This window comes from Hyphomonas sp. UBA4505 (assembly GCF_002388685.1).
Taxonomy (GTDB): domain Bacteria; phylum Pseudomonadota; class Alphaproteobacteria; order Caulobacterales; family Hyphomonadaceae; genus Hyphomonas.
The window spans coordinates 53,231-77,142 of sequence record NZ_DGMZ01000007.1 but is presented as its reverse complement, the minus strand read 5'-3'; the positions used below and the strand labels follow the sequence as shown (position 1 = coordinate 77,142).

General features: G+C 56.2%; 22 protein-coding genes and 1 tRNA gene. 5 read left to right on the top strand and 18 right to left on the bottom strand.

The features are described from left to right. Window positions 1–14: 14 nt before the first annotated feature. Window positions 15–275: a succinate dehydrogenase assembly factor 2 gene (locus B3527_RS04345; RefSeq protein WP_051607584.1), complete on the bottom strand. Its 261-nt coding sequence runs from the start codon at window positions 273–275 to the stop codon at window positions 15–17. A gap of 97 nt (window positions 276–372) precedes the next feature. Between B3527_RS04345 and recG the strand changes: the two genes are divergently transcribed. Beyond that, on the top strand, window positions 373–2,445 hold the full coding sequence (gene recG / locus B3527_RS04340) for an ATP-dependent DNA helicase RecG (RefSeq protein WP_290478827.1): 2,073 nt from the start codon (window positions 373–375) through the stop codon (window positions 2,443–2,445). On the opposite strand, the gene B3527_RS04335 is transcribed toward recG, so the two are convergent. Then, entirely contained in the window at window positions 2,411–3,148 is a 738-nt protein-coding gene (locus tag B3527_RS04335; RefSeq protein ID WP_290478828.1) for a DUF502 domain-containing protein, read from the bottom strand. The genes recG and B3527_RS04335 overlap by 35 nt on opposite strands. A gap of 82 nt (window positions 3,149–3,230) precedes the next feature. Here B3527_RS04335 and B3527_RS04330 point away from each other — a divergent pair, with 82 nt between their 5' ends. From B3527_RS04330 to B3527_RS04320, 3 genes are read left to right on the top strand one after another with little or no spacing between them, the layout of a single operon-like run. Next, on the top strand, window positions 3,231–4,229 hold the full coding sequence (locus B3527_RS04330; RefSeq protein ID WP_290478829.1) for a phosphotransferase family protein: 999 nt from the start codon (window positions 3,231–3,233) through the stop codon (window positions 4,227–4,229). 3 nt (window positions 4,230–4,232) lie between these two features. After that, entirely contained in the window at window positions 4,233–4,601 is a 369-nt protein-coding gene (locus B3527_RS04325) for a DUF6285 domain-containing protein (protein WP_290478830.1), read from the top strand. 40 nt (window positions 4,602–4,641) lie between these two features. Next, the gene (locus B3527_RS04320) at window positions 4,642–5,472 is read left to right on the top strand and encodes a hypothetical protein (RefSeq protein WP_290478831.1); all 831 of its coding nucleotides are present in this window, start codon (window positions 4,642–4,644) and stop codon (window positions 5,470–5,472) included. Here B3527_RS04320 and maiA read toward each other — a convergent pair. The 10 genes from maiA to B3527_RS04270 form a co-directional block, all read right to left on the bottom strand. Beyond that, window positions 5,469–6,107, bottom strand: a complete 639-nt coding sequence (gene maiA / locus B3527_RS04315; protein ID WP_290478832.1) for a maleylacetoacetate isomerase — start codon at window positions 6,105–6,107, stop codon at window positions 5,469–5,471. The genes B3527_RS04320 and maiA overlap by 4 nt on opposite strands. Continuing rightward, complete coding sequence (locus B3527_RS04310) at window positions 6,107–7,429, bottom strand: N-succinylarginine dihydrolase (protein ID WP_349677856.1); 1,323 nt, start codon at window positions 7,427–7,429, stop codon at window positions 6,107–6,109. Before B3527_RS04310 ends, maiA begins: the two co-directional genes overlap by 1 nt. Before the next feature lie 16 nt (window positions 7,430–7,445). After that, on the bottom strand, window positions 7,446–8,900 hold the full coding sequence (astD, locus tag B3527_RS04305) for a succinylglutamate-semialdehyde dehydrogenase (protein ID WP_290478834.1): 1,455 nt from the start codon (window positions 8,898–8,900) through the stop codon (window positions 7,446–7,448). Window positions 8,901–8,902: 2 nt separating this feature from the next. Then, window positions 8,903–9,940, bottom strand: coding sequence for an arginine N-succinyltransferase (locus tag B3527_RS04300; protein WP_290478835.1), 1,038 nt, complete (start codon window positions 9,938–9,940; stop codon window positions 8,903–8,905). 1 nt (window position 9,941) lies between these two features. Next, the gene (locus tag B3527_RS04295) at window positions 9,942–11,201 is read right to left on the bottom strand and encodes a hydrolase (RefSeq protein WP_290478836.1); all 1,260 of its coding nucleotides are present in this window, start codon (window positions 11,199–11,201) and stop codon (window positions 9,942–9,944) included. Between the two features lie 109 nt (window positions 11,202–11,310). Then, window positions 11,311–12,489, bottom strand: a complete 1,179-nt coding sequence (locus B3527_RS04290) for an OmpA family protein (protein WP_206990440.1) — start codon at window positions 12,487–12,489, stop codon at window positions 11,311–11,313. Between the two features lie 255 nt (window positions 12,490–12,744). Beyond that, window positions 12,745–12,821 (bottom strand) — tRNA-His (locus tag B3527_RS04285). Window positions 12,822–12,907: 86 nt separating this feature from the next. Then, window positions 12,908–13,450, bottom strand: a complete 543-nt coding sequence (gene nusG / locus B3527_RS04280; protein ID WP_034812852.1) for a transcription termination/antitermination protein NusG — start codon at window positions 13,448–13,450, stop codon at window positions 12,908–12,910. 46 nt (window positions 13,451–13,496) lie between these two features. Next, the gene (gene secE, locus B3527_RS04275) at window positions 13,497–13,706 is read right to left on the bottom strand and encodes a preprotein translocase subunit SecE (RefSeq protein WP_034812848.1); all 210 of its coding nucleotides are present in this window, start codon (window positions 13,704–13,706) and stop codon (window positions 13,497–13,499) included. A 126-nt stretch (window positions 13,707–13,832) separates the two neighbouring features. Continuing rightward, window positions 13,833–14,708: an SMP-30/gluconolactonase/LRE family protein gene (locus tag B3527_RS04270; protein ID WP_206990439.1), complete on the bottom strand. Its 876-nt coding sequence runs from the start codon at window positions 14,706–14,708 to the stop codon at window positions 13,833–13,835. A gap of 254 nt (window positions 14,709–14,962) precedes the next feature. Between B3527_RS04270 and mazG the strand changes: the two genes are divergently transcribed. Continuing rightward, complete coding sequence (gene mazG / locus B3527_RS04265; RefSeq protein WP_290478837.1) at window positions 14,963–15,799, top strand: nucleoside triphosphate pyrophosphohydrolase; 837 nt, start codon at window positions 14,963–14,965, stop codon at window positions 15,797–15,799. Here mazG and hflX read toward each other — a convergent pair. From hflX to B3527_RS04235, 6 genes are all read right to left on the bottom strand, one after another. Beyond that, window positions 15,786–17,102 (bottom strand): GTPase HflX, encoded by a 1,317-nt coding sequence (gene hflX, locus B3527_RS04260; RefSeq protein WP_290481773.1) that lies wholly within the window; start codon window positions 17,100–17,102, stop codon window positions 15,786–15,788. The genes mazG and hflX overlap by 14 nt on opposite strands. Before the next feature lie 6 nt (window positions 17,103–17,108). Further along, complete coding sequence (hfq, locus tag B3527_RS04255) at window positions 17,109–17,357, bottom strand: RNA chaperone Hfq (RefSeq protein WP_034812840.1); 249 nt, start codon at window positions 17,355–17,357, stop codon at window positions 17,109–17,111. 79 nt (window positions 17,358–17,436) lie between these two features. Next, window positions 17,437–18,843, bottom strand: a complete 1,407-nt coding sequence (locus B3527_RS04250) for a potassium transporter TrkG (protein ID WP_290478839.1) — start codon at window positions 18,841–18,843, stop codon at window positions 17,437–17,439. 3 nt (window positions 18,844–18,846) lie between these two features. Then, the gene (gene trkA / locus B3527_RS04245) at window positions 18,847–20,220 is read right to left on the bottom strand and encodes a Trk system potassium transporter TrkA (RefSeq protein WP_290478840.1); all 1,374 of its coding nucleotides are present in this window, start codon (window positions 20,218–20,220) and stop codon (window positions 18,847–18,849) included. 22 nt (window positions 20,221–20,242) lie between these two features. Continuing rightward, the gene (locus B3527_RS04240; RefSeq protein WP_206990434.1) at window positions 20,243–21,631 is read right to left on the bottom strand and encodes a sigma-54-dependent transcriptional regulator; all 1,389 of its coding nucleotides are present in this window, start codon (window positions 21,629–21,631) and stop codon (window positions 20,243–20,245) included. A 13-nt stretch (window positions 21,632–21,644) separates the two neighbouring features. Continuing rightward, window positions 21,645–23,909, bottom strand: a complete 2,265-nt coding sequence (locus B3527_RS04235; RefSeq protein WP_206990433.1) for a sensor histidine kinase — start codon at window positions 23,907–23,909, stop codon at window positions 21,645–21,647. Window positions 23,910–23,912: the final 3 nt, after the last annotated feature.

The following is a 23,912-nucleotide window of genomic DNA, read 5'->3' as shown; positions in this document are numbered from 1 at the left end:
GAAGAAAGGCTGACTTAACCGCCTTGGGCGGCGTATCGGAATGCGATGAGTTGGTCCAGCACGGGACCGCGATGAGTCTCAGGCACAGGCTTTTGGCCAATCAGCCACGCATAGACCTCCCAATCCGGAACTCCGAGCAGACCCTCGAATTCATCAAGTTCTGATTCACCGAACGAACCAATATGCGCATCTGCGAACGAACCCATGAGAAGGTCCATTTCCCGGAATCCGCGTCGCCAGGCCCTGAATTTGAGTTTTCGGCGACGTGCTTCCATTCTTCGGCTCCTTTGATTTGCCAAACCATATAGAACGCGCAGCTGGAATAAACAGCGGCGATTGTGCAGCGCACCGCGCGCGCATAGTCTGGTTGGGATGCGGGACGAACGACTCTTTCCTTTGTTTGAGGGCCTGGACAGTTTGTCTGGTGTCGGCCCGAAGCTGAAGCCTGTGCTGGAGCGCCTGACAGGTGGCGACAGTATTTGGGAATTGTTGCTTCATTTGCCGGAGCGCTGGGTGGATCGTCGGGTAAAAGAATACATTGATGATGCGGTGATCGGCGAGGTCTCGACCCTTCGCGGCGAAGTACATGCTTATAACGCACCCTATTCTGATCGATCTCCGCACAAGATCGTTCTGTACGATGGCACCGGATTTCTCACACTTGCCTTTTTCCGGGCTGACGGCAGATGGCTGCAAGGCCAATTTCCGATCGGCAAGGAGCGTGTCGTATCTGGAATGGTCGAAGAGTTCAATGGCGAGCGCCAGATGACCCATCCCGATCACATTGTTGATCCCGCCAAAGGCCCAATGCCTCCTGCTGTCGAACCCATCTATGGTCTTACAGCGGGTTTGACGAACAAACGTGTTCACAGCTTCGCCGTTCAAGCGCTGGATCATATCGCCGATGATTTACCGGAATGGGCGGATCCCGACTTGGTCAAGGCGCGAGGTTGGTTGAGCTTCAAAGCGGCCCTGAGCTGCCTTCATGCACCGATAGAGTATGATCCCGAACTGTTTGAAAGGGCGCGCGAGCGATTGGCATATGACGAAGCGCTTGCGCGTGAATCAGCATTTGCGCTGGCTCGCGCAAGCCGCGCCAAAAGAGCGGCGCCCTCTGTCCCGGTGAGTGCTGAATCTCACCAAGCACTCTTGCGCGCGCTCCCCTACAAGCCGACCGGCGCCCAGACGCGTGCATTCGAACAGATCGCCGCCGACATGTCGTCCACCTCCCCCATGCGCAGGATGCTTCAGGGTGATGTTGGCGCGGGCAAAACGCTGGTCAGTGCGATGGCCGCGGTTCAAGCTGCGAGCGCTGGTTTCCAGACGGCATTCATGTCTCCCACGGAAGTCTTGGCCCGTCAGCAATATGAAACCATGGATCGACTTCTATCACCGCTAGGTTACACCGTCGCCGCGTTGACGGGGCGAGACAAGGCATCGACGCGCGAAAGCATATTGATGGGACTGGCCGACGGGAGCATCCACGTCGTTTCTGGCACCCACGCCCTCTTCCAGCAGTCCGTCGCATTCCGCAATCTGGGTCTGGTCATCGTCGACGAACAGCACCGCTTTGGCGTGGCTGACCGCATGCGCCTCGCTGGAAAGGCCCTCAGTCCGCACATGCTTGTCATGAGCGCGACACCGATCCCTCGAACCTTGGCACAGGCGGTTCACGGAGATCTTGACGTGTCGATACTGGATGAAAAGCCACCCGGCCGCGTCCCCGTCGAAACCCGTGCGATCCCAGACACACGTCTGGATGAGGTAGTAGATGCCGTGAGTCGGGCGTTGCGTCGGGGCGAGCGCGCTTTCTGGGTATGCCCCAAGGTTGATGTCGACGACGATGACTCCACTGCCGTTGGCCGTCATGCGGCTCTGACCGACCAATTGAATGTGGCTGTGGGGCTTGTCCATGGTCGCCTCAAGCCTGCAGAGAAAGACGCCGCACTGGAAGATTTCCGCGCAGGGCGTACCAGGTTATTGGTCGCAACAACGGTGATCGAAGTAGGCGTCGATGTGCCAGAAGCCACGATCATGGTGATCGAGCGCGCAGAGGGGTTTGGCCTCGCCCAACTCCATCAGTTGCGAGGTCGCGTCGGTCGGGGTGATCGTCCATCCTATTGCCTGTTGCTCTACAGGCCGCCTTTGGGCGAAACAGCGCATGAGCGGCTCGACACGCTCCGGCGCACAGAGGACGGGTTTGAAATTGCTGAAGCGGATTTCAAACTTCGTGGCCCCGGCGATATGCTGGGCTTGAAACAGGCTGGGGCCACAGATTATCGGGTACTCGATCTAGCGCGACACGCCCCGCTGCTCGAAATCGCAAAAAAGGACGCCGAAGCCATCGTAAGTCGCGATCCCCAGCTTTCTGGTGAACGGGGCCAGGCACTTCGGCTCGTTCGGGAACTCCTTACGCCCCGGATTCAGGCTCCGGCGACGGAGTAGATTGAGTCGATGGTGCATCGCCCTCTTTGATCGGCAGATGCTCGGGAACCACCAGACCGGCCGAAAGGATCATTTTAGCGCCCTCCTCAACCGTCATGTCGAGGCGTACGACTTCGCTCGATTCCACATACATCAAGAAGCCCGACGTGGGATTCGGAGTCGTCGGCACGAATACTCCAATGAATGCGGGCCCAAGAACCGTTTTCAGCTCGCCCTTCGCAGGGCTCGACACGAACCCAAGACACCAGGTGCCCTTCTTCGGGTACTCGATCAGAACACACTCGCTGAACTGTTCGGTATTGTTACTCGCAAAGACTTCAACCAGTTGCTTGAACGCCGAATAGACCGAACGGACGAAGGGAACACGGGTCAGAATGCGATCAGCCAGACTGATGACGGAACGACCGATGAGATTCGTCGCAATGCCGCCCAGCACGGTAAGAAACACGATGAGCACGATCAGTCCGAAACCGGGAACTGCGTAATTCAGATAAGTTTCAGGTTTCAGTGCCGCCGGCAGTAAGGGCACAACGCGCTTGTCGATTTCACTGATCAAGAATTGCAGAATCAGGAATGTCACGACGACTGGCAAGGCGATGAACATGCCTGCAAAGAAGCGCCCCCTGAGCCAGCCGAACAGGCTGACTCGTGGGGGCGGCTCCGTAGGAAGAAGTCCGTAATCTCTCTTTTTCGACTTCGGCATCAATAGTTTCCTTCGGCGTCCGGTCAGGGGTGACTTGGCGTTACGCCTTGGCGGGATGGGTGTTCCGCGCAATTGTGACAAGATGGGTAGCCAAGATCAGATTCTAAAGGGTTTACAGGCATGGGCCGGGCAATTTTACGGCGCTGACGCGACCGTTGAACGGCTGGTTCGCCTGTCAGGAGGTGCCAGTCAAGAGACCTGGAGCCTGGATGTTGAACAGGGCGGCAAAGTTGTCGACCTGATTTTGCGCCGCGTACCGGGCGGTGTCAGCGTTGCCCGCAACTCCGAAGCCATCGGCTTGGGCACTGAGGCGAAGTTGCTCTCCTGTGCTGAGGGAGAGGTTCCTGCTCCGAAAGTGGTTCAGGTATTCGAGCCTGACAGCGATATTGGCGAAGCGTTCCTGATGAACCGTATTCCGGGACAGACCATCGCCCGCAAGATTCTGCGAGATGACATCTACTCGGCCGCTCGCGGAAGACTGACAGAGCAGTGTGGCCAAGCGCTCGCCGCCATTCACCAAATTCCTCCGGAAGCTTTGCCGGATTTGCCCAAGAGTGGCGGCCTGGACCAACTTGCGAAATACGAAACCATCTATCGCGACTTCAACCTTCCTCGCCCGGCATTCGAGCTTGCCATTGCCTGGCTGAAATCGAATCGACCGGACGCGGTCCCCCCGGTTCTCGTACATGGCGATTTCCGACTTGGAAATCTGATCGTCGATGAGACGGGGCTTGCCGCCGTACTGGATTGGGAACTCGCTCATCTTGGTGATCCCCGCGAAGACATTGCCTGGCTCTGCGTCAATTCATGGCGCTTTGGTTATTCAAAGAACCGCGTTGGCGGTTTTGGAGACCTGGATGAGCTGTTGAAGACTTATCAGACTGCGGGCGGTCGTACTTTTTCCACCGAGGAGATCGACTGGTGGGAAATCCTCGGAAGTCTGAAATGGGGCATCATGTGCATGATCATGTACGAAGCCTTCCGGTCTGGCGCCGATCCAAGCGTGGAACGTGCGGCCATTGGGCGACGCGTGTCCGAAACCGAGATTGATTTGATCAATCTGCTCGAGAAAAGGGCCTGATTAATGCACGACGCGCCTTCCCAGAAAGAGATGATCACGGCGGTGAAAGCCTTTATTGACGAAACCGCCATGCCCTCATTGACGGGGCACGCAGCTTTTCATGCGCGGGTCGCCTCGAATGTTCTCGCGACTGTTCTCAGAGAATTGGATATCCGGCCAAGCGCTGAAGCAGCCGAGCGGCAACGACTTGCGGCTCTACTCAATGCAGACTCCACCGCATCCGCTCGCGACCTGAATGAACAGCTTTGCACCCTGCTGCAACGCGGCGACATGGATCTGACCACACCTGGTTTGTTGGAACACCTCAAAACCACCACAATTGACCAGTTGTCTGTCGATCAACCGGGCTATTCTGGCCTGCAGACCGACTGACCTGTTTCACACAGAACAAACTTCATATCAGGAATAGCAGATGAAACGTTTCACTGTATTGATCGCAATTGCGGCAGTGCTAGCCATTGGCGCTGGTCCTTGGGTTTGGAACACCTTCATCTCGCCGCGCCCTCAACTTGAACTGGATCCTCTGAAATATGCAGAAGATTCAAGCTGGTCTGCCCTCCCCGTGGAAGAAACTGCTCCTGTCTGGGTGGATGGTTGGGGCGTCGACGTGTTCCTCGTCAGTGAAGATTCGGCCCTCAAGGGCACCACGCAATCGGAGTTGCAGAAACGTGAACTCAGAGGGCGTCGTCAGGCCCAGTCACTGAAAGACCACCTCGGATTGGTTGGTGAGGTCTATGCCCCCCTCTATCGAGACAATGCGACCCATGACGACCTGACCCGCGCTTTCGAGTCCTATCTCCGACGCGACAATCGTGGTCGTGCCTTGGTCATTGCTCATGACCGCCCATTGCCGGAATCTATCCTTGCCCGCCTGGAACAAGACTCGTCCCTGCGGGAACGCTTCGGCGGCTTTCTGTCCATTTCAGACACCAAGGATGGCATTCCCCCGTTGGCTGTTTCAGGCGAACCTGCATCTGTCGATGAACCGCTTCCCTATTGCAGCGATCGCCTGAACGATGCGGCGAGCTGCCAAATTGTCGTGCCGGCGCACAAGAAAAAAGGTCTCTGGATTTTGACAAGCGAAGGCACACCCGGCGGTGACCTCATTGCATCATTTCCAACCTGGCTCGACGAGAATGTCGGCAAGATGGCAGAGCCTCTCGGTGACTTCGAGGAGGTCGAGATCGTCGACATTCGCCGTCCCGGTGAGACCGATGATGAACGCGATGGTGAAGAGAACTAGGCTTCAGGCTTTACAGGAACAGCCTTCTTGAAGGCTGGCAATGCCAGGCACTTCTCCGCCATTGCCATCAAGGCCGGATATGCTGACAAATTCATGTCGTATCGCTGGGCATTGTAAATCTGCGGAATGAGCGTGATTTCCGCGAGCCCGGGCGTTTCGCCAAAGAGAAAGGCTTTCGGCGTCCGCTTTGCGGCCTGCAATTCCAGGGCATCGAAGCCCCGCCGGATCCAGTCATGATACCATGCGCGTACACCCGCATCATCAGCGCCATAATTGACCCTCAACTCTTTTAACACCGACAAGTTGTTCAATGGGTGGATGTCGCAGGCAATCGTGTCGGCAAATGCGCGGACCTCGAGACGCTCGATCGGATCTGTCGGCAGAAGGGATGGTCCCGGCAATGCTTCTTCGATCCACTCCAGTATTGCCATGGACTGGCCGATGATTTGCCCATTGACCTCAATGGCCGGCACGCGCATTTGCGGATTCACTCCACGATAAGCGTCACCAAGCTGCTCATCTGCACCCGGAGCGATGTTGACCTGAATGGTATCGTATGAGGCGCCCTTCAGATTCAGCGCAATTCGCAGCCGATAGGACGCCGAAGACCGCCAATACTCATAAACTCGGATCACTAGCAGAGCCCTTCCAGATCAAGCACACCCAACAAGGCCTCCCGGGCTTCTCGACACTCATTTGCGAACAAGGGATCGGCCAGATCCGCAGGGGCCAAACGGTCCCGATAAGTTCGTCGGACAACCTCCTGCAACTCGTCGATGGTTTCCTCATCCATCAACACGCCCTGGTGACAGGCATCGATCTCATCATCGGTCATGACAACCCGAAGTCTGAGACAGGCTGGACCGCCGCCATTCCGCATGGATTGTCGGACGTCGGCGTAGATAACCTTCCCGATTGGTCCATTGCTTTCGACAAGGCGTTCGCAATAGGCGCGCGTCGATTCAGTATTTTCCGTTTCTGTAGGCGCGACCAGCACGAGGCGATCTTCTTCGGGCATCTTCAAGAGCTGAGAATTAAAAAGATAGGCGCGAATGGCGTCCTCAATGGGTACTTCTGCAAGTGGAACCATCACGGGCTTGAAGTCAAACAGGCCGGAAGACGCGCGTCGAATAGCATCCAGCGCGCCATTTCTGTCCTCGAATGCAAGTTCATGGAAGAACAGTGTATCCAACGCACCGACCGATACGACATCATTGTGGAACGCTCCGGCGTCGATTGCCGCACGGGACTGCCGAATGAAGACACAACGATTGGATTTGAGCCCGTGCCCACGGGCGACCGATTCACTCGCCAACTTTGACTGACGCGATGGGAACCCGATCGTACTTTCACCTGCTTCGCGGCCATAGACGAATAGTTCTACCCCCTCTTCCCCATGAGACGAACATAGGCGGACATGGTTGGCTGCGCCTTCATCCGAAAAATCTGGATGCATGGGAAGCGCACCATGGACCGCAAACTTCTCATCATTTGAAAAGATCGAGATCAGACTCGCGGTCGTGTCCGGATGTTCCTGCGCGCGGTGCAGCATGGTCGACAAGTTCGCCGTCGTCAGATGCAATCGGCCGTCTCTCGTATCTGCCGAAGGCGAGACAGTTGCGGCATTGGCGGACCACATGCTCGAGGCTGAATACGCTGCCTTCAGCAGTCCGGGCGCCGTTCTCGAAGCCGCTTCAATGATCTGAGCATCCGTTCCTCCGAAGCCCGCCGAGACGAGAAGATCAAAGTTCGGTCGTGGCAGAGGCGGAAGCACACCCTGAACAAGACCGTGTGCGATCAGCATCCGCATCTTTTCCAGACCCTGCAAGGCGGCCTCTCGCGGATTGGCTATATCACCCGCATTCGCCGCGCTCGCAAGATTTCCGTCAGACAGACCTCCGTAATTATGACTGGGTCCGATCAGTCCGTCGAAGTTTACTTCGTGCGCCACGCTCACAATCCTTCGTTCTGTTCTACTTTGGGAAACCTTGCGCGGTCATCCGCGTGGCAGTCTGAGATACCTGGCTGGCTTGTGGCCAGGCACTGTAATCTGCAGCATAGTAGGCACCCGGACGGAAATTTCCTGAGAGACCGGGCCCACCAAAAGGCATCGCGCCGCTGGCACCGGCAGTCGGGCGATTCCGATTGAGTATACCTGCCCGCATTTCCGAATGCGCCTGGATCCACAGCGCATCATCGTCGCTGATTAATCCGCCTGACAGGCCGTAGCGTGTTGCATTTGCACGTTCCAGAGCACTATTGAAGTCGGGTACACGAATAATCTGCATCAATGGACCAAACAATTCTTCATCCGGGATGTCCGTGGCATTCGTGACGTCAATCACACCTGCAGTCACAAAACCGCCGCCCCGATCCATCCGTTTCAGGCGGCGCAGGCTTTGCCCACCTTTCTTGGACAGCATCATCTGGAATTCGACTGCATTTGTGGCGGCTTGCTCGGAAACGAGTGGCCCCATGAAGATATCGTCTTCATCCCACGCTCCGATTTTTAACCCCTTGGCACGGGCTACAATGGCCTCAATCACAGCGTCTCCGAACGCCCCTTCCGGCAAGATCACCCGGCGCGCACAGGAACACCGCTGTCCGGTCGTAAGAAAAGCAGACTGAGCCGCGATGTCAGCGGCGGCGTCCACGTCTGCGGGGTCCCATATGATCAAGGGATTATTCCCACCCATCTCAAGCGCAAGAATGACTTCAGGGCGACCCGCAAAATGTTTGTGAAAGAAAACGCCCGTATTGGCAGAACCCGTAAATAACAATCCGTTGATATCAGCGTTCAACAACGCTCCGCCCGTCTCACGACCACCCTGAACTATGTTTAGCACGCCAGCGGGCAGTCCTGCCGCAGCAAATGCATCCGCCATGATCGCAGCGACGCTGGGCCCAAGTTCGGAAGGTTTGAATACGCACGTGTTGCCGGCCAAAAGCGCGGGCACAATATGTCCATTCGGTAAATGTCCGGGAAAATTGAATGGACCGTATACTGCCATTACCCCGTGCGCCCGGTGAGTCAGGTGCATGGAGCCAAATGCTGCTTCCTGGACTTTCCCGCCTGCGCGCTCCACCTGAGCTGCTATCGAAACAGCCACCTTGGCTTTCATAGTCGCAGCTTCACCGCGCGACTCCCAGAGGGCCTTACCCATATCCTTGCTGATGGCCTCGGCAATCGCATCGGTGCGCTTGCCAATCTCGTCCGCATAAGCCTCAAGGATTGCTGTGCGCTCGCTTTGCGGCATTCTAGACCATCCGTGAAATGCACGGCGTGCGCTTTCTACAGCATCATGTACGTCACCGGCCGTCGCGGAAGCACCTTCCCAAGCCACATCACCAGTTGCTGGACAGTAATTCTGGAATACGTCTCCGCTTCCACGCCTCCAGCTCCCGTCAATCCAGACGGCGTCGTTCATCACTAACTCCTCACCCAGATTCGGGTTCTTGCTCCAGGCTTGATCTGAAGCTTTTCAAAAGTGTCTGCAGTCGTGACCGCAGTCTGATCGTCGCGCATTGCAATGGCAGCCTGGCACACGCGAAAGTCGGGCAACTCGTCGGTCGAAACCAGTCCTTGCTTGAATTCCGGTGCCCCTGCATCAATTGACACCTCCAGACGCACCTCCTGGCTCTCACGTATCGTCCGCAAGTGTCGCTTCTGCGTGGCGACCAATGGTCCACCATCAAATATGTCTACGGTACGGTCGAATTCGAAGCCTTCCCACTGCAAGAGCTTGTACGCACCTACGCCTTCAGAATGGCACCGCCCAATTACCTCACGTGCCTCTGGCGGCAACAGGTCCACGTAAATTGGGTATTTCGGCATCAAGTCACAGATAAACTGATTGTCCGTGGTCGCAGACAAGCGGTCAGCCTCGTCAAAGTCCATACGAAAGAAATGACGACCAAGGCACTCCCAGAAAGGCGAAACACCATTCTGATCAATCACGCCGCGGAGTTCCGCGAGCACATTGGTCCCGAAACGCGTGGGGTCGGTTGCCATCAACAAATAGCGTGATTGCGCAGCAAGACGACCTGCCCCACCCCCGCGATGATTTGCTTTCAGAAATAGCGTACCAACTTCCGTATACCCAACATATTCATTTGTCAGCACCAGTGCATCCATGTCGAACCGCATATTGCCAGCAGCTTGGCTGGCTTGGGACAGTGTGATGATCCGATAGTTGAAGAAAGGCTGGTCAATTCCTGTCCCAGCTTTTACCGCTGAACATCCGACCACCTCGCCCGTGTCGGCATCCTCCATCATCAGGAGGTACTTTCCATACTCGATCCGGTCCAGACGCCCTGCAAACGCCTTCTCGGACTTTGAGAGTCTCTTTTCCAGAATACTCTCGTCGACTGGTAGGCTGGTAAACCCTGGGCCTGACAGTTCAGCAAGTTCCATCAGAGCTGGTAGATCCTCCAGCTTCGACGGGCGCATGACATAGGGTGTAGACATTTTACTGACCCATGAGTGATTTGATCCGGCGTGCATCCAGACGGCCATCTGCGAGTCGATTCAACAAAAGCGCTGACAGCGTCGCCCGCTCAGCAAAACTATCCGTTACCACATATTCTTCATTGGAATGAATGCGACCACCGCGAACTCCGAGAGTATCGACATTTGGGACGCCAGCAGCAAAGATATTGTTGCCCTCGCACACGCCCCCCGTATCGACAAATTCCAGTTCGAGGCCGATTGCCTGCCCAGTCGCATGTACCGCATCGAACAGAGCCTGCTGCGCGGCATTTCTGGGTTTTGGAGGACGGTAAAAGCCCCCGTGAAGATGACCGCTGATGCCATCGCGCGCGATCGCACGTTCAAACAGCCTGCGAACTTCAGACGTCGCCCACTCAGCACTCTCTGCATCCGGCGCGCGCGCGCCAAACCGAACGACTGCGAGATCTGGCACGATATTGACGGCGGACCCACCGTCAATTGAGCCGACATTCAGGGTAACACCGTCGCGTGTGCCATTCATCGCCTCCAGCCCGAGCACCAATTCGGCTGCTGCCTCTATCGCGCTGCGCCCCTCTTCTTTCGCGCGGCCAGCATGCGCCGCTTTACCGTGCAGCACGATGTCAAAAACAGCCGACCCCTTGCGGCCGCCCGACATGGCGCCGGTCTCCATAGCGGGTTCATACGTCATACCGATCATCGCACCGGACTTGGCGGCCCGGGTCAGATATTCAGCACTCGCAAAATTTCCGATTTCTTCATCCGGCGTCAGAACGATCTTGTATCCTAGTCGGTCTCGCAAAGATCCGGCTTCAAACGCTTTCAGCGCTTCCAACATCACGCACAGGCCACCCTTCATGTCCGCCATGCCGGGACCATTGAGACGCCCATCCCCCAAGTCGGTCACCCCCTCGAAAGTGTCTTCCGGAAACACCGTGTCATAGTGCCCGGACATGATGACCTGTACGTCAGCTTCTGGCCGCGCGGTGACTTCAATGACAGGTCCTGTCATTTGAACTTCCGTCTTGCCGCTATCGGCCACGGCTTCGAAACCCTCAGTTTCGATGACATCAATATGGGCCTGCAGTTCTGAAAATGCTCCGGCCAGAACAGGCGCGAAGCTTTTAAGACCTGCTGTGTTCCAGCTACCCGTATTGATGTCAGACCAACTACAGGTGCGCTGCACCATGTCTTCGCTCGCGCTATTGAGACGCTCACGCGCGGCTTCATCTTCGCGGCTGAGTGATTGCAATGTATCCATGGTCTCTTGGTTTCACAGGAAACTAGGCCCGGCAAGTGGGATCAACACGGCCCCATACAAAAACGGCCCGGCAGATAACTGCCGGGCCGTTTGATGAAAGTGTCAGTGACTACTGAACAGTGATCACAACTTCCGAACGACGGTTCAGAGGCTCACGAACACCATCGCGGGTCGCTTTTGCAAGATCCGTTTCGCCCTTGGCTTCTTCGGTGATGATCGACGAATCGATACCACGGGAAGCGAGCGCACTTGCCACGATGTCAGCACGACGCTGGGACAGGCGCTGGTTGTATGCGCTTGCACCGGACGTATCCGTGTGGCCTGCGATCGAAACAGTGTTCGGTGCACAACCGGCTTCGCCATTAATGTTAGCGACCGCTTGGTCGATAACGGCAGCCGCCTGGCTCGTCAGATCCGCACGATCCCACTCGAAATACACCACGAATTCCTGGTTGAGGCTGGAGCACACAACTTCAGGGGCATCCGTCGTCGTCGTCGGTGGTGGCGGCGGTGGCGGAGGCGGTGGTGGAGGTGGAGGTGGAGGTGGTGGTGGCGGTGGTGGCGGCGGTGGCGGAGGCGGTGGTGGCGGTGCACCAAATGCGAAACGCATGCCTACAGTTGCCAGGTGAGCCTCGTAATCGGCATCATAGTTCGGGCCGCCATGAACGCCACCGAAGTCAAGACCTTCAGCAACTTTGTAGCGATAGCCCAGATCCAGCGTCAGCTGATCAGATACTTTGTAACCGAGGCCAAGCAGACCCTGGTAAGCAAAGCCCGTGTCGCTGTCGGAGAAACCGTTAGCAGCGGAAACGTCGGTACCGTTGGTGAAAACAAGGTTATTCGCTTTGGCATTCGCGCGCAGGACACCAAGACCCAAGCCGACATAGGGCTGGATCTCGCCTTCGCGGTTGAAGTCGTAAATGCCGTTCAGCATGAGTTCCATGGTCTGCAGGTTACCAGCTGTGGCTGGAACCGCACCGGATGGAGCGCCATTGTAGGAAGCAGCCGGAACGCTCAGGTCGTCATCGCCATAGCCGCCGACACCTTCAAGGCGGAAGCCGTTGTCAAAGCCGTAACCAAGACCGAGATCGAAACCGATGGTTTCATCAGCGTCGGACGTACCGCCCATCGTACCGACGACATCGCGGTCGGCAGGATCATGGTCGAATTGGCCCGAAAATCCGTAAGTTGCGTCGGCGCGGGCGTACCACCCGTCCTCAGCATGTGCGACAAAGCCGGCAGACGCAAATGCGGCCGCGGCTGTCGCGCACATAAGAGTTTTCTTCATACTCAATCCCCTTTTGTGTGCCGAATGACGGGATTGTCCTCGGCCGCAGGTTCATACGGGTCAAACCACGTATGGTTCCTGAATAAACTCATTTATCAGATACTTCGAGCCCTATTAGAGTCGCGTATCAGTTGAACAGCGGCATTTTTTATAACCGCGACCCAATTGCAACAGATTGTTGCCGACTCGTCAAACTTTTGGAACTTGCAAATTGCCAATGTTTTCAATGGTCGGGAACAATTGACAAGAAAAAAATGGTACCGCCTCCCCGGCTCGAACGGGGGACCCCTAGATCCACAATCTAGTGCTCTAACCAACTGAGCTAAGGCGGCACGATGAGCGGGAAATACCGCTCAATTCGTTTTGTTTCAAGCAAAACCCGGTAGCGAACTGCGCTCTACCTGATTCGTCTGGCAAATCAGACTTTAGCGACTTGCTCGAACTCGAGATCGACCGGTGTTCCGCGGCCGAAAATGGAAACCGTGACCTTGAGGCGACCGTTTTCCTCATCGATTTCTTCAACAGAACCTTCAAAGCCCTGAAACGGGCCATCGTTGACCTGAACCTGTTCGCCGATTTCGAAGGAAATCTGCGGACGCGGACGCTCGGCAGCTGAATCGGTAGAGGAGCCAAGAATGCGATCAACTTCACGCTGGCGAACTGGAAGGGGTTTCTTGCCACCTTCTGCGCCGAGGAAGCCTGACACTTTCGGCGTGTCTTTTACGAGGTGATAGACATCATCCGTCATGACGGCCTTCATAAGGACATAGCCCGGGAAGTACCGGCGCTCTACGGTCTTCTTCTTACCGCGCGCGACTTCGACGACTTCTTCGGTCGGCACCTGCATGTCTTCAATCAGGTCTGCCAGTCCTTTGCGTTCCGCTTGTTCGAGAATGGTCGAAGCGACCTTCTTCTCGAAGTTGGAATAAGCATGGACAATGTACCATTTGGCTTCAGCCATGAGGCCTACGCGCTCCCTAATGAAATGTTGACGGGCCGTTCTGGTCTCAGAGGCCCGTTATCGCCTTAACGGCCAAATTGATGACGAAATCGGCTAAGAACAGAAAAAGGGCGATCAGGATAGACATGATAACGACAAAAATCGTCGCCTGGATCGTTTCCTGACGGGACGTCCACGTCACCTTGTTCCCTTCGGCACGAACCTGCCGAAAGAAGGTAATAGGACCTACGCGTTTCTTTTTCACCTTATCGGCCATTCCGACTCTCTCTTGAAAAGCGGGGAGTTAGCGGTTTTGAGCCGCCACGTCCACGGTTAAGTACACTGCTGGCATTGTCTAGGCTAGGTGGTGTCTTGTGCAGGTCCTGCAAGGGAACGCTTGAGCTCAAAGCGGTTTGCCAAATTCGCGAGGCGGCAAACCCGGAACATCCACCCGAATCGCAAACAGGCTGCCTGATAAGGGTCGGGCATCCAGCTGCGGAAAGGACAAGCCGGATCGCGCGGTCGTTATGAACAGCGTCTTCAAGTCGTCATCTCCAAACGCCACGCTGGTTGGGCGTGTTGCTGCAAGAACGATAATCCGGTCAATCTCTCCATCCGGGGTCAGTCGAATGACTCGAGATGCATCCCACAGGCAGGTCCAAAGACAGCCTTCCGAATCAATGGCCGAACCATCTGGATAGCCCGCTAGCTCGAAAGTATCAGATAAAACCTTTCGCCCGGACAGCTTGCCGGTCTCTAGATCATGATCAAAAGACAGAATTTCCTGTTCTGCAGAATCGCATGTGTAGAACTTCCGTCCGTCTGGAGAAAATTGGAACGTATTGGTAATTAGGACCGATGGCAGGCGTAGCGCGTCAACTGACCCATCCAGGCTGAATTTGTAGTAGCCACCCTTCGGTTCCTTTTCGGATTCGTCCATTGTACCGAACCATAGGGACCCGTCCGGCGCGATGCCGCCGTCATTCGTGCGATTTGTTTTCGGCTCCTCAGCCAGCACGGCAAGTCGATCATAGGCTTCGGTCGACGGGTCGTAGACTCCGATTTCCCGGTCACCGGCCATAAGTATGCTACCATCATACAGAGCAAGCGTACTGGCTTTTATGGGCAAGTCATAGCGTCGTGTATTGCCGGTTCTTGGATTGAATCTGTGAAGTTTCGCCCGCTTGATATCCACCCACCACAGGAAGCCTTCCGATGGGCTCCAGAGCGGCCCCTCACCTAGCGTGCATCCTGTCGGCGCAACACATTCGGGCGTCATGAACATCAGGCATCCTCGTTTTGGCAGATTACGCAAGTCCGAGTCATCGTAGCGACTCGTTCGTCGACAAACCAGAAAGCTTTGCAATCGGCGGCGCACCTTGGTCTAAGGCATCCTTGGCAGACCGAACCGGAGCCCAAGCGCCAGGCGCATGCGATGCCACACTGATGTACCCGCCCATTCAGGTCACGCGACATCGACAAATTGTCAATCAATCAGTCGCTTCCGCAGGAGAGTCAGGCTAGTCGGTTTCAATGACCGACGACATCAATTCCTATTCGCCTGCTAGCGAAGCCATGGCTCGCTTGATCGACATCATGGCGAAACTTCGAGACAAGAACACGGGCTGTGCGTGGGATGTTGCGCAGAACTTCTCGACGATTGCACCTTATACAATTGAGGAAGCCTACGAGGTGGCCGATGCAATTCAGCGCGCCGATATGGATGAACTGAAGGAAGAACTGGGTGACCTGCTCTTTCAGGTCGTTTTCCACAGTCAGATGGCCAGAGAAGCTGGTGCCTTCGAGATTGCTGATGTGGTCGAGGCGATCAATGCAAAAATGATTCGCCGCCATCCGCACGTGTTTGGCGATGAAAGCTCAAGAACGGAGGATCAACAGGTCGCCGCGTGGGAAGTGATCAAGGCGCAGGAACGCGCTGCCAAAGGACAACCCGAAGACTCCGCCAGCGCGTTGGATGGCGTTGCGCTCGCACTGCCAGCTCTGCTACGCGCCGAGAAACTCCAGAAGCGGGCAGCGCGAGTAGGTTTTGACTGGACCGAGGCTGATGACATCTTCGATAAGCTGGCTGAGGAAACCGGCGAGGTACGTGAAGCCATCGAAACCGGCGACCCGGACAAGATAGAAGACGAACTGGGCGATCTACTGTTCGTTGCGGCCAATCTCAGCCGTCGCCTCAATGTGGATCCGGAACAGGCCTTGCGACGCGCCAATGCCAAATTTGAACGCCGCTTCCGCGCCATGGAAGGACTCGCTGAACAGGATGGTCAGGACTTTGCAGCGCTCGATATCGACGCGCAGGAATCTCTATGGCAGCGCGTGAAACAGCAGGAGCGCGTCAGGCAGGATTAAAGTCTGGAAATTCGGAATAGAATTGACCCAGCCTGTCATTGGGCAGGCGCGCTGTCATCACAACGTTCCCGCTGTCCAATGTCGTCTCCGAAAGGACTTCCCCGTTGCGGTGCAACCAGGCCCGGGCCCGCCCGTCCTTCGTCCCCAGCTCCAACTCGATCTCGGTCGCGCCCTTCAACAGAACGGCCTCAATGAGATCGAGCAATTCGTCGATCCCTGTTCCCGTCAACGCCGAAACAAGCACAGCCGGTGTATCGAGTGGCCCACGCGCAGAGAAGGCGAGCGCCTCGGCACGATCATCCGGAAGCAGGTCGGCCTTGTTCCAGACCTCAATCATGGGCGGCAATGGCAGGCCGGTCTCGGCCTCCAATTGCTCCAGCACGATCATCACATCTTCGGCCTGTTCCAGATCTGCCCGGCTCGACCGGTCGCGCACATGGACCAGGAGGTCTGCCTGCATGGCCTCTTCCAGCGTCGCCTGGAAACTGTCGATCAGATGGGTCGGCAAATCTGTGATGAACCCGACCGTGTCGATCAAGGCCGCTTCGCCGAGGGTCGGCAGGTCAAACCTGCGGATCGTGGGGTCGAGCGTCGCGAACGGCATGTCCCGCGCGAATACGTCAGCGCCGGACATCTGGTTGAACAGGGTCGACTTGCCGGCATTGGTGTAGCCCACCAGCGCAATCACAGGCTTTCCGCTCCGCTTGCGCCCTGCCCTTTGCACGGCGCGCGTGCGCTTCACATCGTCCAGATCACGGCGCAGCCGCAGGATCTTGTCGTCCAGCATCCGCCGGTCTGCTTCGAGCTGGCTTTCACCGGGGCCAGACAGGAAGCCGCCACCGCCCCTCTGGCGCTCAAGGTGGGTCCAGGTCCGCACCAGTCGCGACCGCTCGTAAAGGAGGCGGGCCAATTCGACCTGAAGACGGCCCTCCTTGGTCCGGGCGCGCAAGCCAAATATTTCGAGGATCAAGCCTGTTCGGTCGATGACCTTCACTTCAAGCTTTCGCTCGAGGTTGCGTTGCTGAACCGGTGTCAGGTCACCGTCTACGACGGCTACGGTGCAATCATTCTGGCGGAGGTCTTCGGCCAATCGATCAAGAATACCTCCCGACAGCAAGACCGACGAATTCACTTTGCGAACATGTTCAGCGCGCAGGAAGGCCAAATTACAGCCAAGCGCTTCCACGAGGCCTGCCGTTTCTTGCAGACGGTCTTCGGTGGGTCTGTTTGCAGGTGTAAACCAAGGGATAATCACGCCAGCCACCTCGGGCACTGGCGTGCGATCAATCATCCTGTCAGTCAAAATGGCCTAGTCCGCATCCATTTCCTCATCAAACAACTGCACCGGGGCGCTTGGAGCAATTGTAGAGATGGCGTGCTTGTAGACAAGCTGTGGTGGGCGTCCGTCACCGCGAAGCAGAACACAGAAATTGTCAAACCAAGTCACCACACCCTGAAGTTTAACGCCATTGACCAAGAAGACTGTCAGGGGGGTCCGGGACTTCCGGACGGCATTCAGGAAGGTGTCTTGCAAATTCTGTTTTTTGTCGGCGGACATGACGGGAATCCAATCTGGCCTGTTCTTGTTATGTGTCGCGCTAACGGGATTACAGCTTCAGTGCAAGTGCGAACAGCCGTTACCCCCTCCAAAAGCTGAGGGAAAGGGCTGGAATTAGGGCTAAAACCTCCAATCGCCCGAGAATCATTGAAAAAATGATCAATGCTTGCGCAGGCCCAGTTAAGTCCACCGGATAGCTCCCCAGTACGGCTGCTGAATTGGTCAGACCGCCAATAGAGAGACGTATAGCCAGGATGAAATCCAGCCCCAGAAAGGCAAATCCGGACATGAGCAGGAATATCGAGAGTACGTAACCGATCAGATAAACCCAGACCCCTATCACGCTTCGTTCGTTCAATTCCCGATCCCGGAAACGAAATCCCAAGACCGACTGCCGATATCCGAGTTGACGGAATTCCTGACCAGCCCTTCGGGCCAGCACAATGAAACGCGCAATTTTGACTCCGCCCGCTGCAGACAGCGCCGACCCGCCGATCAAGGCCGGCAAAACCAGCACAGGAAGAGGAATGCGGTTGTAATCTGCAGGGTCAGACAGAGAGAGGCCGGACGTCGACAAGGCTGACAAAGCCCAAGACAATCCCTCGGTCACATTGAGATCGGACGCCACCGCAAAACCGACAAATACGAATAGCAATCCTACGAAAAGTGTAACTTCAGGGTCCGTAACAGCTTTGAGCGGCTTCCGGTCCTTCAGCGGCAACCAGATCGCCAGGCCCATGGCTCCAACTAGTAGACCAATGCCCAAAACGATAGATGGTCCTGTGTCCAGTGGTGCGCGCATGATGCCTTGTGGGTGCACCAGGCCAGTTGTCAGCGCACTCACCGAGTCGCCCAAGGCGCGTTCGGCCGGAACCCCCATGAAGACCAAAGCGGAGAACAGGGCGAGTATTGAAATTACCATCAATATGCTGACCACGCGGGCGACGCGCGGGACAGCATTGAAGAAGCTTGTTTCCGGCACGGTAAACAAGACGGTTCGATGAATGCCCGGACCGCCGAGATTGAGCGCAGCCAACACGCTGGCAGCTACCGTTATGGTGGCGAGTCCTCCCAATAGGTGCAGCATGCCGCGCCAGACAACCAGGCTGATTGGCCACTCATTGTTCTGGACAGAAATGACCGATTGTCCGGTGGTTGTAAGACACGCCGTCGCCTCATGTATCGCGCTGAGAACGCTATCGTTTTCGACCCCCAGCACAAACGGCAAGCTAGTCGCCACCGGCGTGATAAACCACCACAGGATAACCGTTCCCAACGCATCGGAGGGTCGGGCCTTCCTATCCGGTTTGGGTGTGAGCAGCAGAACGCTGCTTGATACAACGACAATACACAGGACCATCGTGCCGAAGGCAAAGGTCTGGCTATCTTCACCCGCTGCAATCGCCATGAAGATTGACGGAATGCTGGCGGCAGCGACGATCAGCAGTAAGAAAGCAAGAACGCGGACGACAGAAGCGTAGTACATGATTTAGAAAAAGTCCGGACTGACCCGGAAGTACTTTTCAACCTTTCGAACCATCTCTTCCTGATAGAATATGATCAGATGATCTTCGGCTTGGACTGTAACATCAGGTCCGGCAATGAATACTTCCTTGCCGCGTATGACAGCAGCAGCGGTCATGCCTTCCGGCAAATCATCATAGCCAAGCGGCTTGCCGATCAGCGACGACGACTCGAGCGTTATTCCCTCTGCAACTTCCGCTTTGCCATCTTCAATGGACTGAAGCCCAAGAATACGTCCCCGACGCATGCGCAGCAGGATCTGTGAGACCGTGAGGGCCCGCGGATCGAGAACAGCATCCACTCGCAGATCACGTGCCAGCCCAGCCAGCTCAGTCGCATTCACGAGTGCCAGAGTACGTTTTGCGCCCGCACGTTTGGCCAAATTGGAAATCAGCAAATTGGCCTTGTCGTCATTGGTAATCGCAACCACGAAGTCGGCTTTCGGCGCACCAGCTTCCGCAAGGATATCAGGGTTCAGCCCATCGCCCTGAATGACGATCGTTCGCTTGACCTCGGACACGACTTCATTGGCCCGTTCCACATTGTGCTCAATGAGGCGGATACGGTTCTTGCCTTCGCGCTCCAACGTGGTGGCAACATAGAGACCAACATTGCCCCCGCCAACAATCACGACATGCCCGGACTGTTCCGATTCCCGGTTGAAGATAGACGTCAGTCGGTCGGCATGTTCATCCAGAACGGCAACATAGGCACGATCTCCCACTTTCAGCACATCAGTTGCGCGAGGCGCGCGAACCGAGTCGCCCCGCCCTATCCCGACAATTCTGGCTGACAGGTCGGGAAAAAGGCCCCGCAGCTGATCTACAGGTGTGTCCAATAGAGGGTTGCTGTCATCGATCTCCAGACCAAGCAGGCGTACCTTACCCTTGCCAAATGTCGCACTCATCACTGCGCCAGGCGTGCGGAAACGCTGAAGGATTGCTTCACCGACTTCAACTTCGGGCGAAATGACCATATCGATCGGGAGGCCTTCCCGCGAAAAGACATTCTTCCACGCCGGATCGATATAGGATTGCTCTCGCACGCGCGCGATCTTGTATGGAACGGAAAAAAGCGTGTGGGCGATTTGGCAAATCACCATGTTGATTTCGTCGAAATGCGTCACCGCGATAATCATTTCGCAGTCAGCAGCGCCCGCCTTTTTCAACACATCGGGATGCGCGGCATGGCCCGTGAAGCCACGCACGTCCAAATCCGTAGACACCTGGTCCACCAAGTCCGGATTTTCGTCGATGATCGTGATATCATGCTTTTCGCGAGCCAAGCGCCGAGCAATTCCGTGCCCAACGCGGCCCGCACCGCAAATCAGAACATGCATGGTCTACAGCCCCTCAACGGCCTCAGCCGTCCTGACGAGTAAGATTCGAGTTTACGCCTAAAGCCTTTAATTTTCTGTGCAAGGCCGAACGCTCCATACCGATGAACTCGGCAGTACGAGAAATATTGCCATTGAATCGGGTGATCTGAAGCGCAAGATACTCTCGCTCAAACTGTTCTCGCGCATCACGCAGAGACAATCCGACAAGCTCTGCCGATCCGCTTTTGCCAACATCCCCCGGAATACCGGACGATTCGCGCGGCAGCTCATCAACACTTACCGGACGGCTGGAGTCAGATGGCGACAGGATCAGGATTCTTTCCACCACATTACGCAACTGCCGGATATTGCCAGGCCAATCCATCGATTGAAGAACGGCCATGGCCTCCGCTGAAAACGTACGAGGCGTCAGGCCAGAAGAATCAGCGATCCGGTTGGTAAAGTATGTGACGAGGTCCCCAATATCGTCTCGCCGCTCTGCAAGCGACGGGACCCGCAACGGCACGACACTCAACCGATAGAACAGATCTTCACGAAAGCGGCCTTCCGAAATTTCATGACGAATATCCTTGGTGGTGGCCGACATGACCCGAACATCTACGGTCACGTCCGACTTCCCGCCTACCCGTTGAAAGCGCTGCTCTGTCAGGACCCGCAAAATCTTGTTCTGGGTCCCCAGTGGCATGTCAGCCACCTCATCAAGCAACAGTGTGCCGGTATGAGCTTTTTCAAAGAGGCCAATTCGGGTTGTCCGACCCTGGGAGTCCTCTTCGCCAAACAGGGCGCTCTCCATCTGGTCCGGCGCTATGGTGGCCGCGTTCACAACAATGAAGGGGCCATTTTCGCGCAGGGAATTACGATGGATGAGCCGCGCGGCAAGTTCCTTGCCGGACCCGGCTGGCCCGGAGATCATCACTCTGGAATTCGTTGGCGCTACCTTCTCAATCGAAGCTCGTAATGCCGAAGCCGCCTGACTGTCTCCGATCCATTCTTCATTGTCACCGGCTCTGTTCTTCAGCGCAGCATTCTCGTATTTCAGCGCCGCGGACTCGATTGCGCGCTCCACCATGTGCAATAGACGATCAGTCTTGAACGGCTTCTCGATGAAGTCATAGGCTCCACGCCGGATCGCCGCGACGGCTGTTTCGATGTTGCCGTGACCGCTTATCACGATGACTGGAAGAATTGGATCAATCGACTTCAGGTATTTGAGGAGCGACAGCCCATCCATTCCACTGCCCTGAAGCCAGACATCCAACACCACGAGCCGTGGCGTTCGTGCACGGACTTCCTCAAGAGCGCGTTCGGCGGTGTCGGCCGTACGGGCTGAATAGCCTTCATCTCCCAGCACACCCGCAATCAGTTCACGGATATCTGGTTCGTCATCAACCACAAGAATGTCCAAGGCCATAACGCAGGCTCCTCTACACTAGTCCGGCACGTGCCGGTGATTCATCTGTTTCTTCTTCGGGCGTCACTTCAAAAGCGTCGTGCACCCGCATCGCATTGTGCGGCAGCCAAACGCGCACTCGCGCCCCGCGCATCCCATCAAGCCTGTTCTGAAGCGAGATAGAGCCACCATGATCAACTATAATCCGATTGACGATGGCCAGACCAAGTCCGGTCCCCTTTTCGCGCGTCGTGACGTATGGCTCCAGCAAGCGGTCGCGTGCGTCCTCTGGAAATCCGGGACCATTGTCTTCGATGGTGATATCAACGCCCTTGTCGGTATCCGAGAGCACAACTCGAATTTGGCCACGCACCTCAGCCTCTTCCGGCATGCCCTCGATCGCCTCTGCAGCGTTCTTGAGCAGATTGCCCAGCGCCTGACCGATCAGGCGTTCGTCGCCAAGATAGGGGACCTTTTCAAGCTCTGATTCAAACTCCACGACAATATCCGGCGTAACCATGCCTTGAGAAAAGCTGGTCGCTTTCAACAGGGACGTCATATCGAACTGGCTGGCATTCGGCTTCGGCATGCGAGCGAATGAAGAAAACTCCTCAACCATTCGGCCTATGTCGCCCACCTGACGCAGAATTGTTTCGATGCACCGGTCAAATACGCCGTCAGTGTCATCAATCTTGTCGGCATAACGCCTCCGCAGGCGTTCCGTGGACAGCATAATAGGCGTCAGTGGATTACGAATCTCATGCGCGATGCGACGGGCGACATCTCGCCAGGCCAACTGTCGCTGCGCATTCACAAGCCGCGTTGTATCATCGAAGGTCAAAACGCAGCCGCCTGCCGGATCTGGCGCTGTCTTGAGCCTGAAGTGTCGTATGGCACCGTTGCGATTGATGTCGATAGACGCATCGACCGGAGAGTTCTGCTGTAATGTATCGTGAGCATATCGAACGAAGTCAGGTGCCACCGCGCCCAGGCTCTCACCGTCTTCAATCGCATCAATTCCGAGCAGGTCTCCGGCGGACCTGTTGGCAAGCGTGACAACCATATTGCCATCCATACGGATAACGCCCGCGCTGACTTCCGCCAGCAATGTTTCGACAAAGCGCCGACGGTCTTCTTCCACTTCGCGCGCCTGGATGAGCGCATTTCGCTGTTCTGACAATTGCTCTGTCATCGCATTGAACGACTGGCTCAGAGCATAGACCTCGTCCTTCGCACCCGTCACAGGAACACGAACTGTGAGATCTCCGTCGCGCACGGTATGAGCTGCAATTGCAAGGCGACCAATGGGGCCGGTCACCCGACCAGCTGCTTCGAGGCCCAGTCGACCAGCGAGCAGCAGAACCAGCGCGGCGATTTGCGCATAGCCAATGGCGAAAATCGTCTGCAACCGACCACCCTGCCGCTTGGCATTATTGTATTGAATGATTTCGGCTTCGGCTTCGCGGAGACGCACGGCAGCGTTCCGATCAAAATTCTTCACCGCATAGATGTATCCATCCAGCGGTTCCGTAATATGGATCAGGGCTGTTGCGATGCCTCGATTTTCATAAAGCGTGGTCGCAATCTCGCCCCGGTCCGCCTCTTCAAAGGCAGGCGCCGGGGGCGGAATCAGGATCGCATCCTGCACGCTCTCCTGAGCAATCAGTTCGACACCATCGGCCCCCAAAATGGCGATGGTAAGGAAATCGCGAAAGGCGAGTTCCGAACGCAAGCCTTCCGAGAATGCGAGGGACGCTTCAGATGACAGGTTTCTGGCGGCTTCTGCGTCTGTGAGATTGGCCTCAACTTCACGCGCGAAGTTTTCAACATCAAGCGCGGCGAGGCGCACATCCACGTCAAACGTAGTCTCGAAATTATCGACATAGGTACGAAAGATTTCGGCGTTCTTTTCCATGACGGAATCGACGCGCTCTCCAAGCCAGTTATCCAGGCCTTGGGTAAAAATGGCTCCCAGAAAAACCGCGACGATGGCCGATGGAACAAGCGCGGAGAAACCGAACAGCATGACGAAACGGCGGGCCAGCCTGCCGCGTCCTTCACTCTCGCTGTTTGACTGGATCGTCAGGTACTCACGAACAATGATGGTCGCGAGCACAATAATGACGACAAAGTTCAGTCCGAGCAGCCAAGGTGTGGCACCGGCGGTCGGATTGTCAGGATCGACTCCAGAGATGGCAATGAAGGTCGCAAACACGGCGACGAGAGCCGCAATGATAAAGAGACCTTCAAAGAGTGCCCAACTGGCCTTGGTGGCTTGCTGGCTCAGTACATTCGACAACGA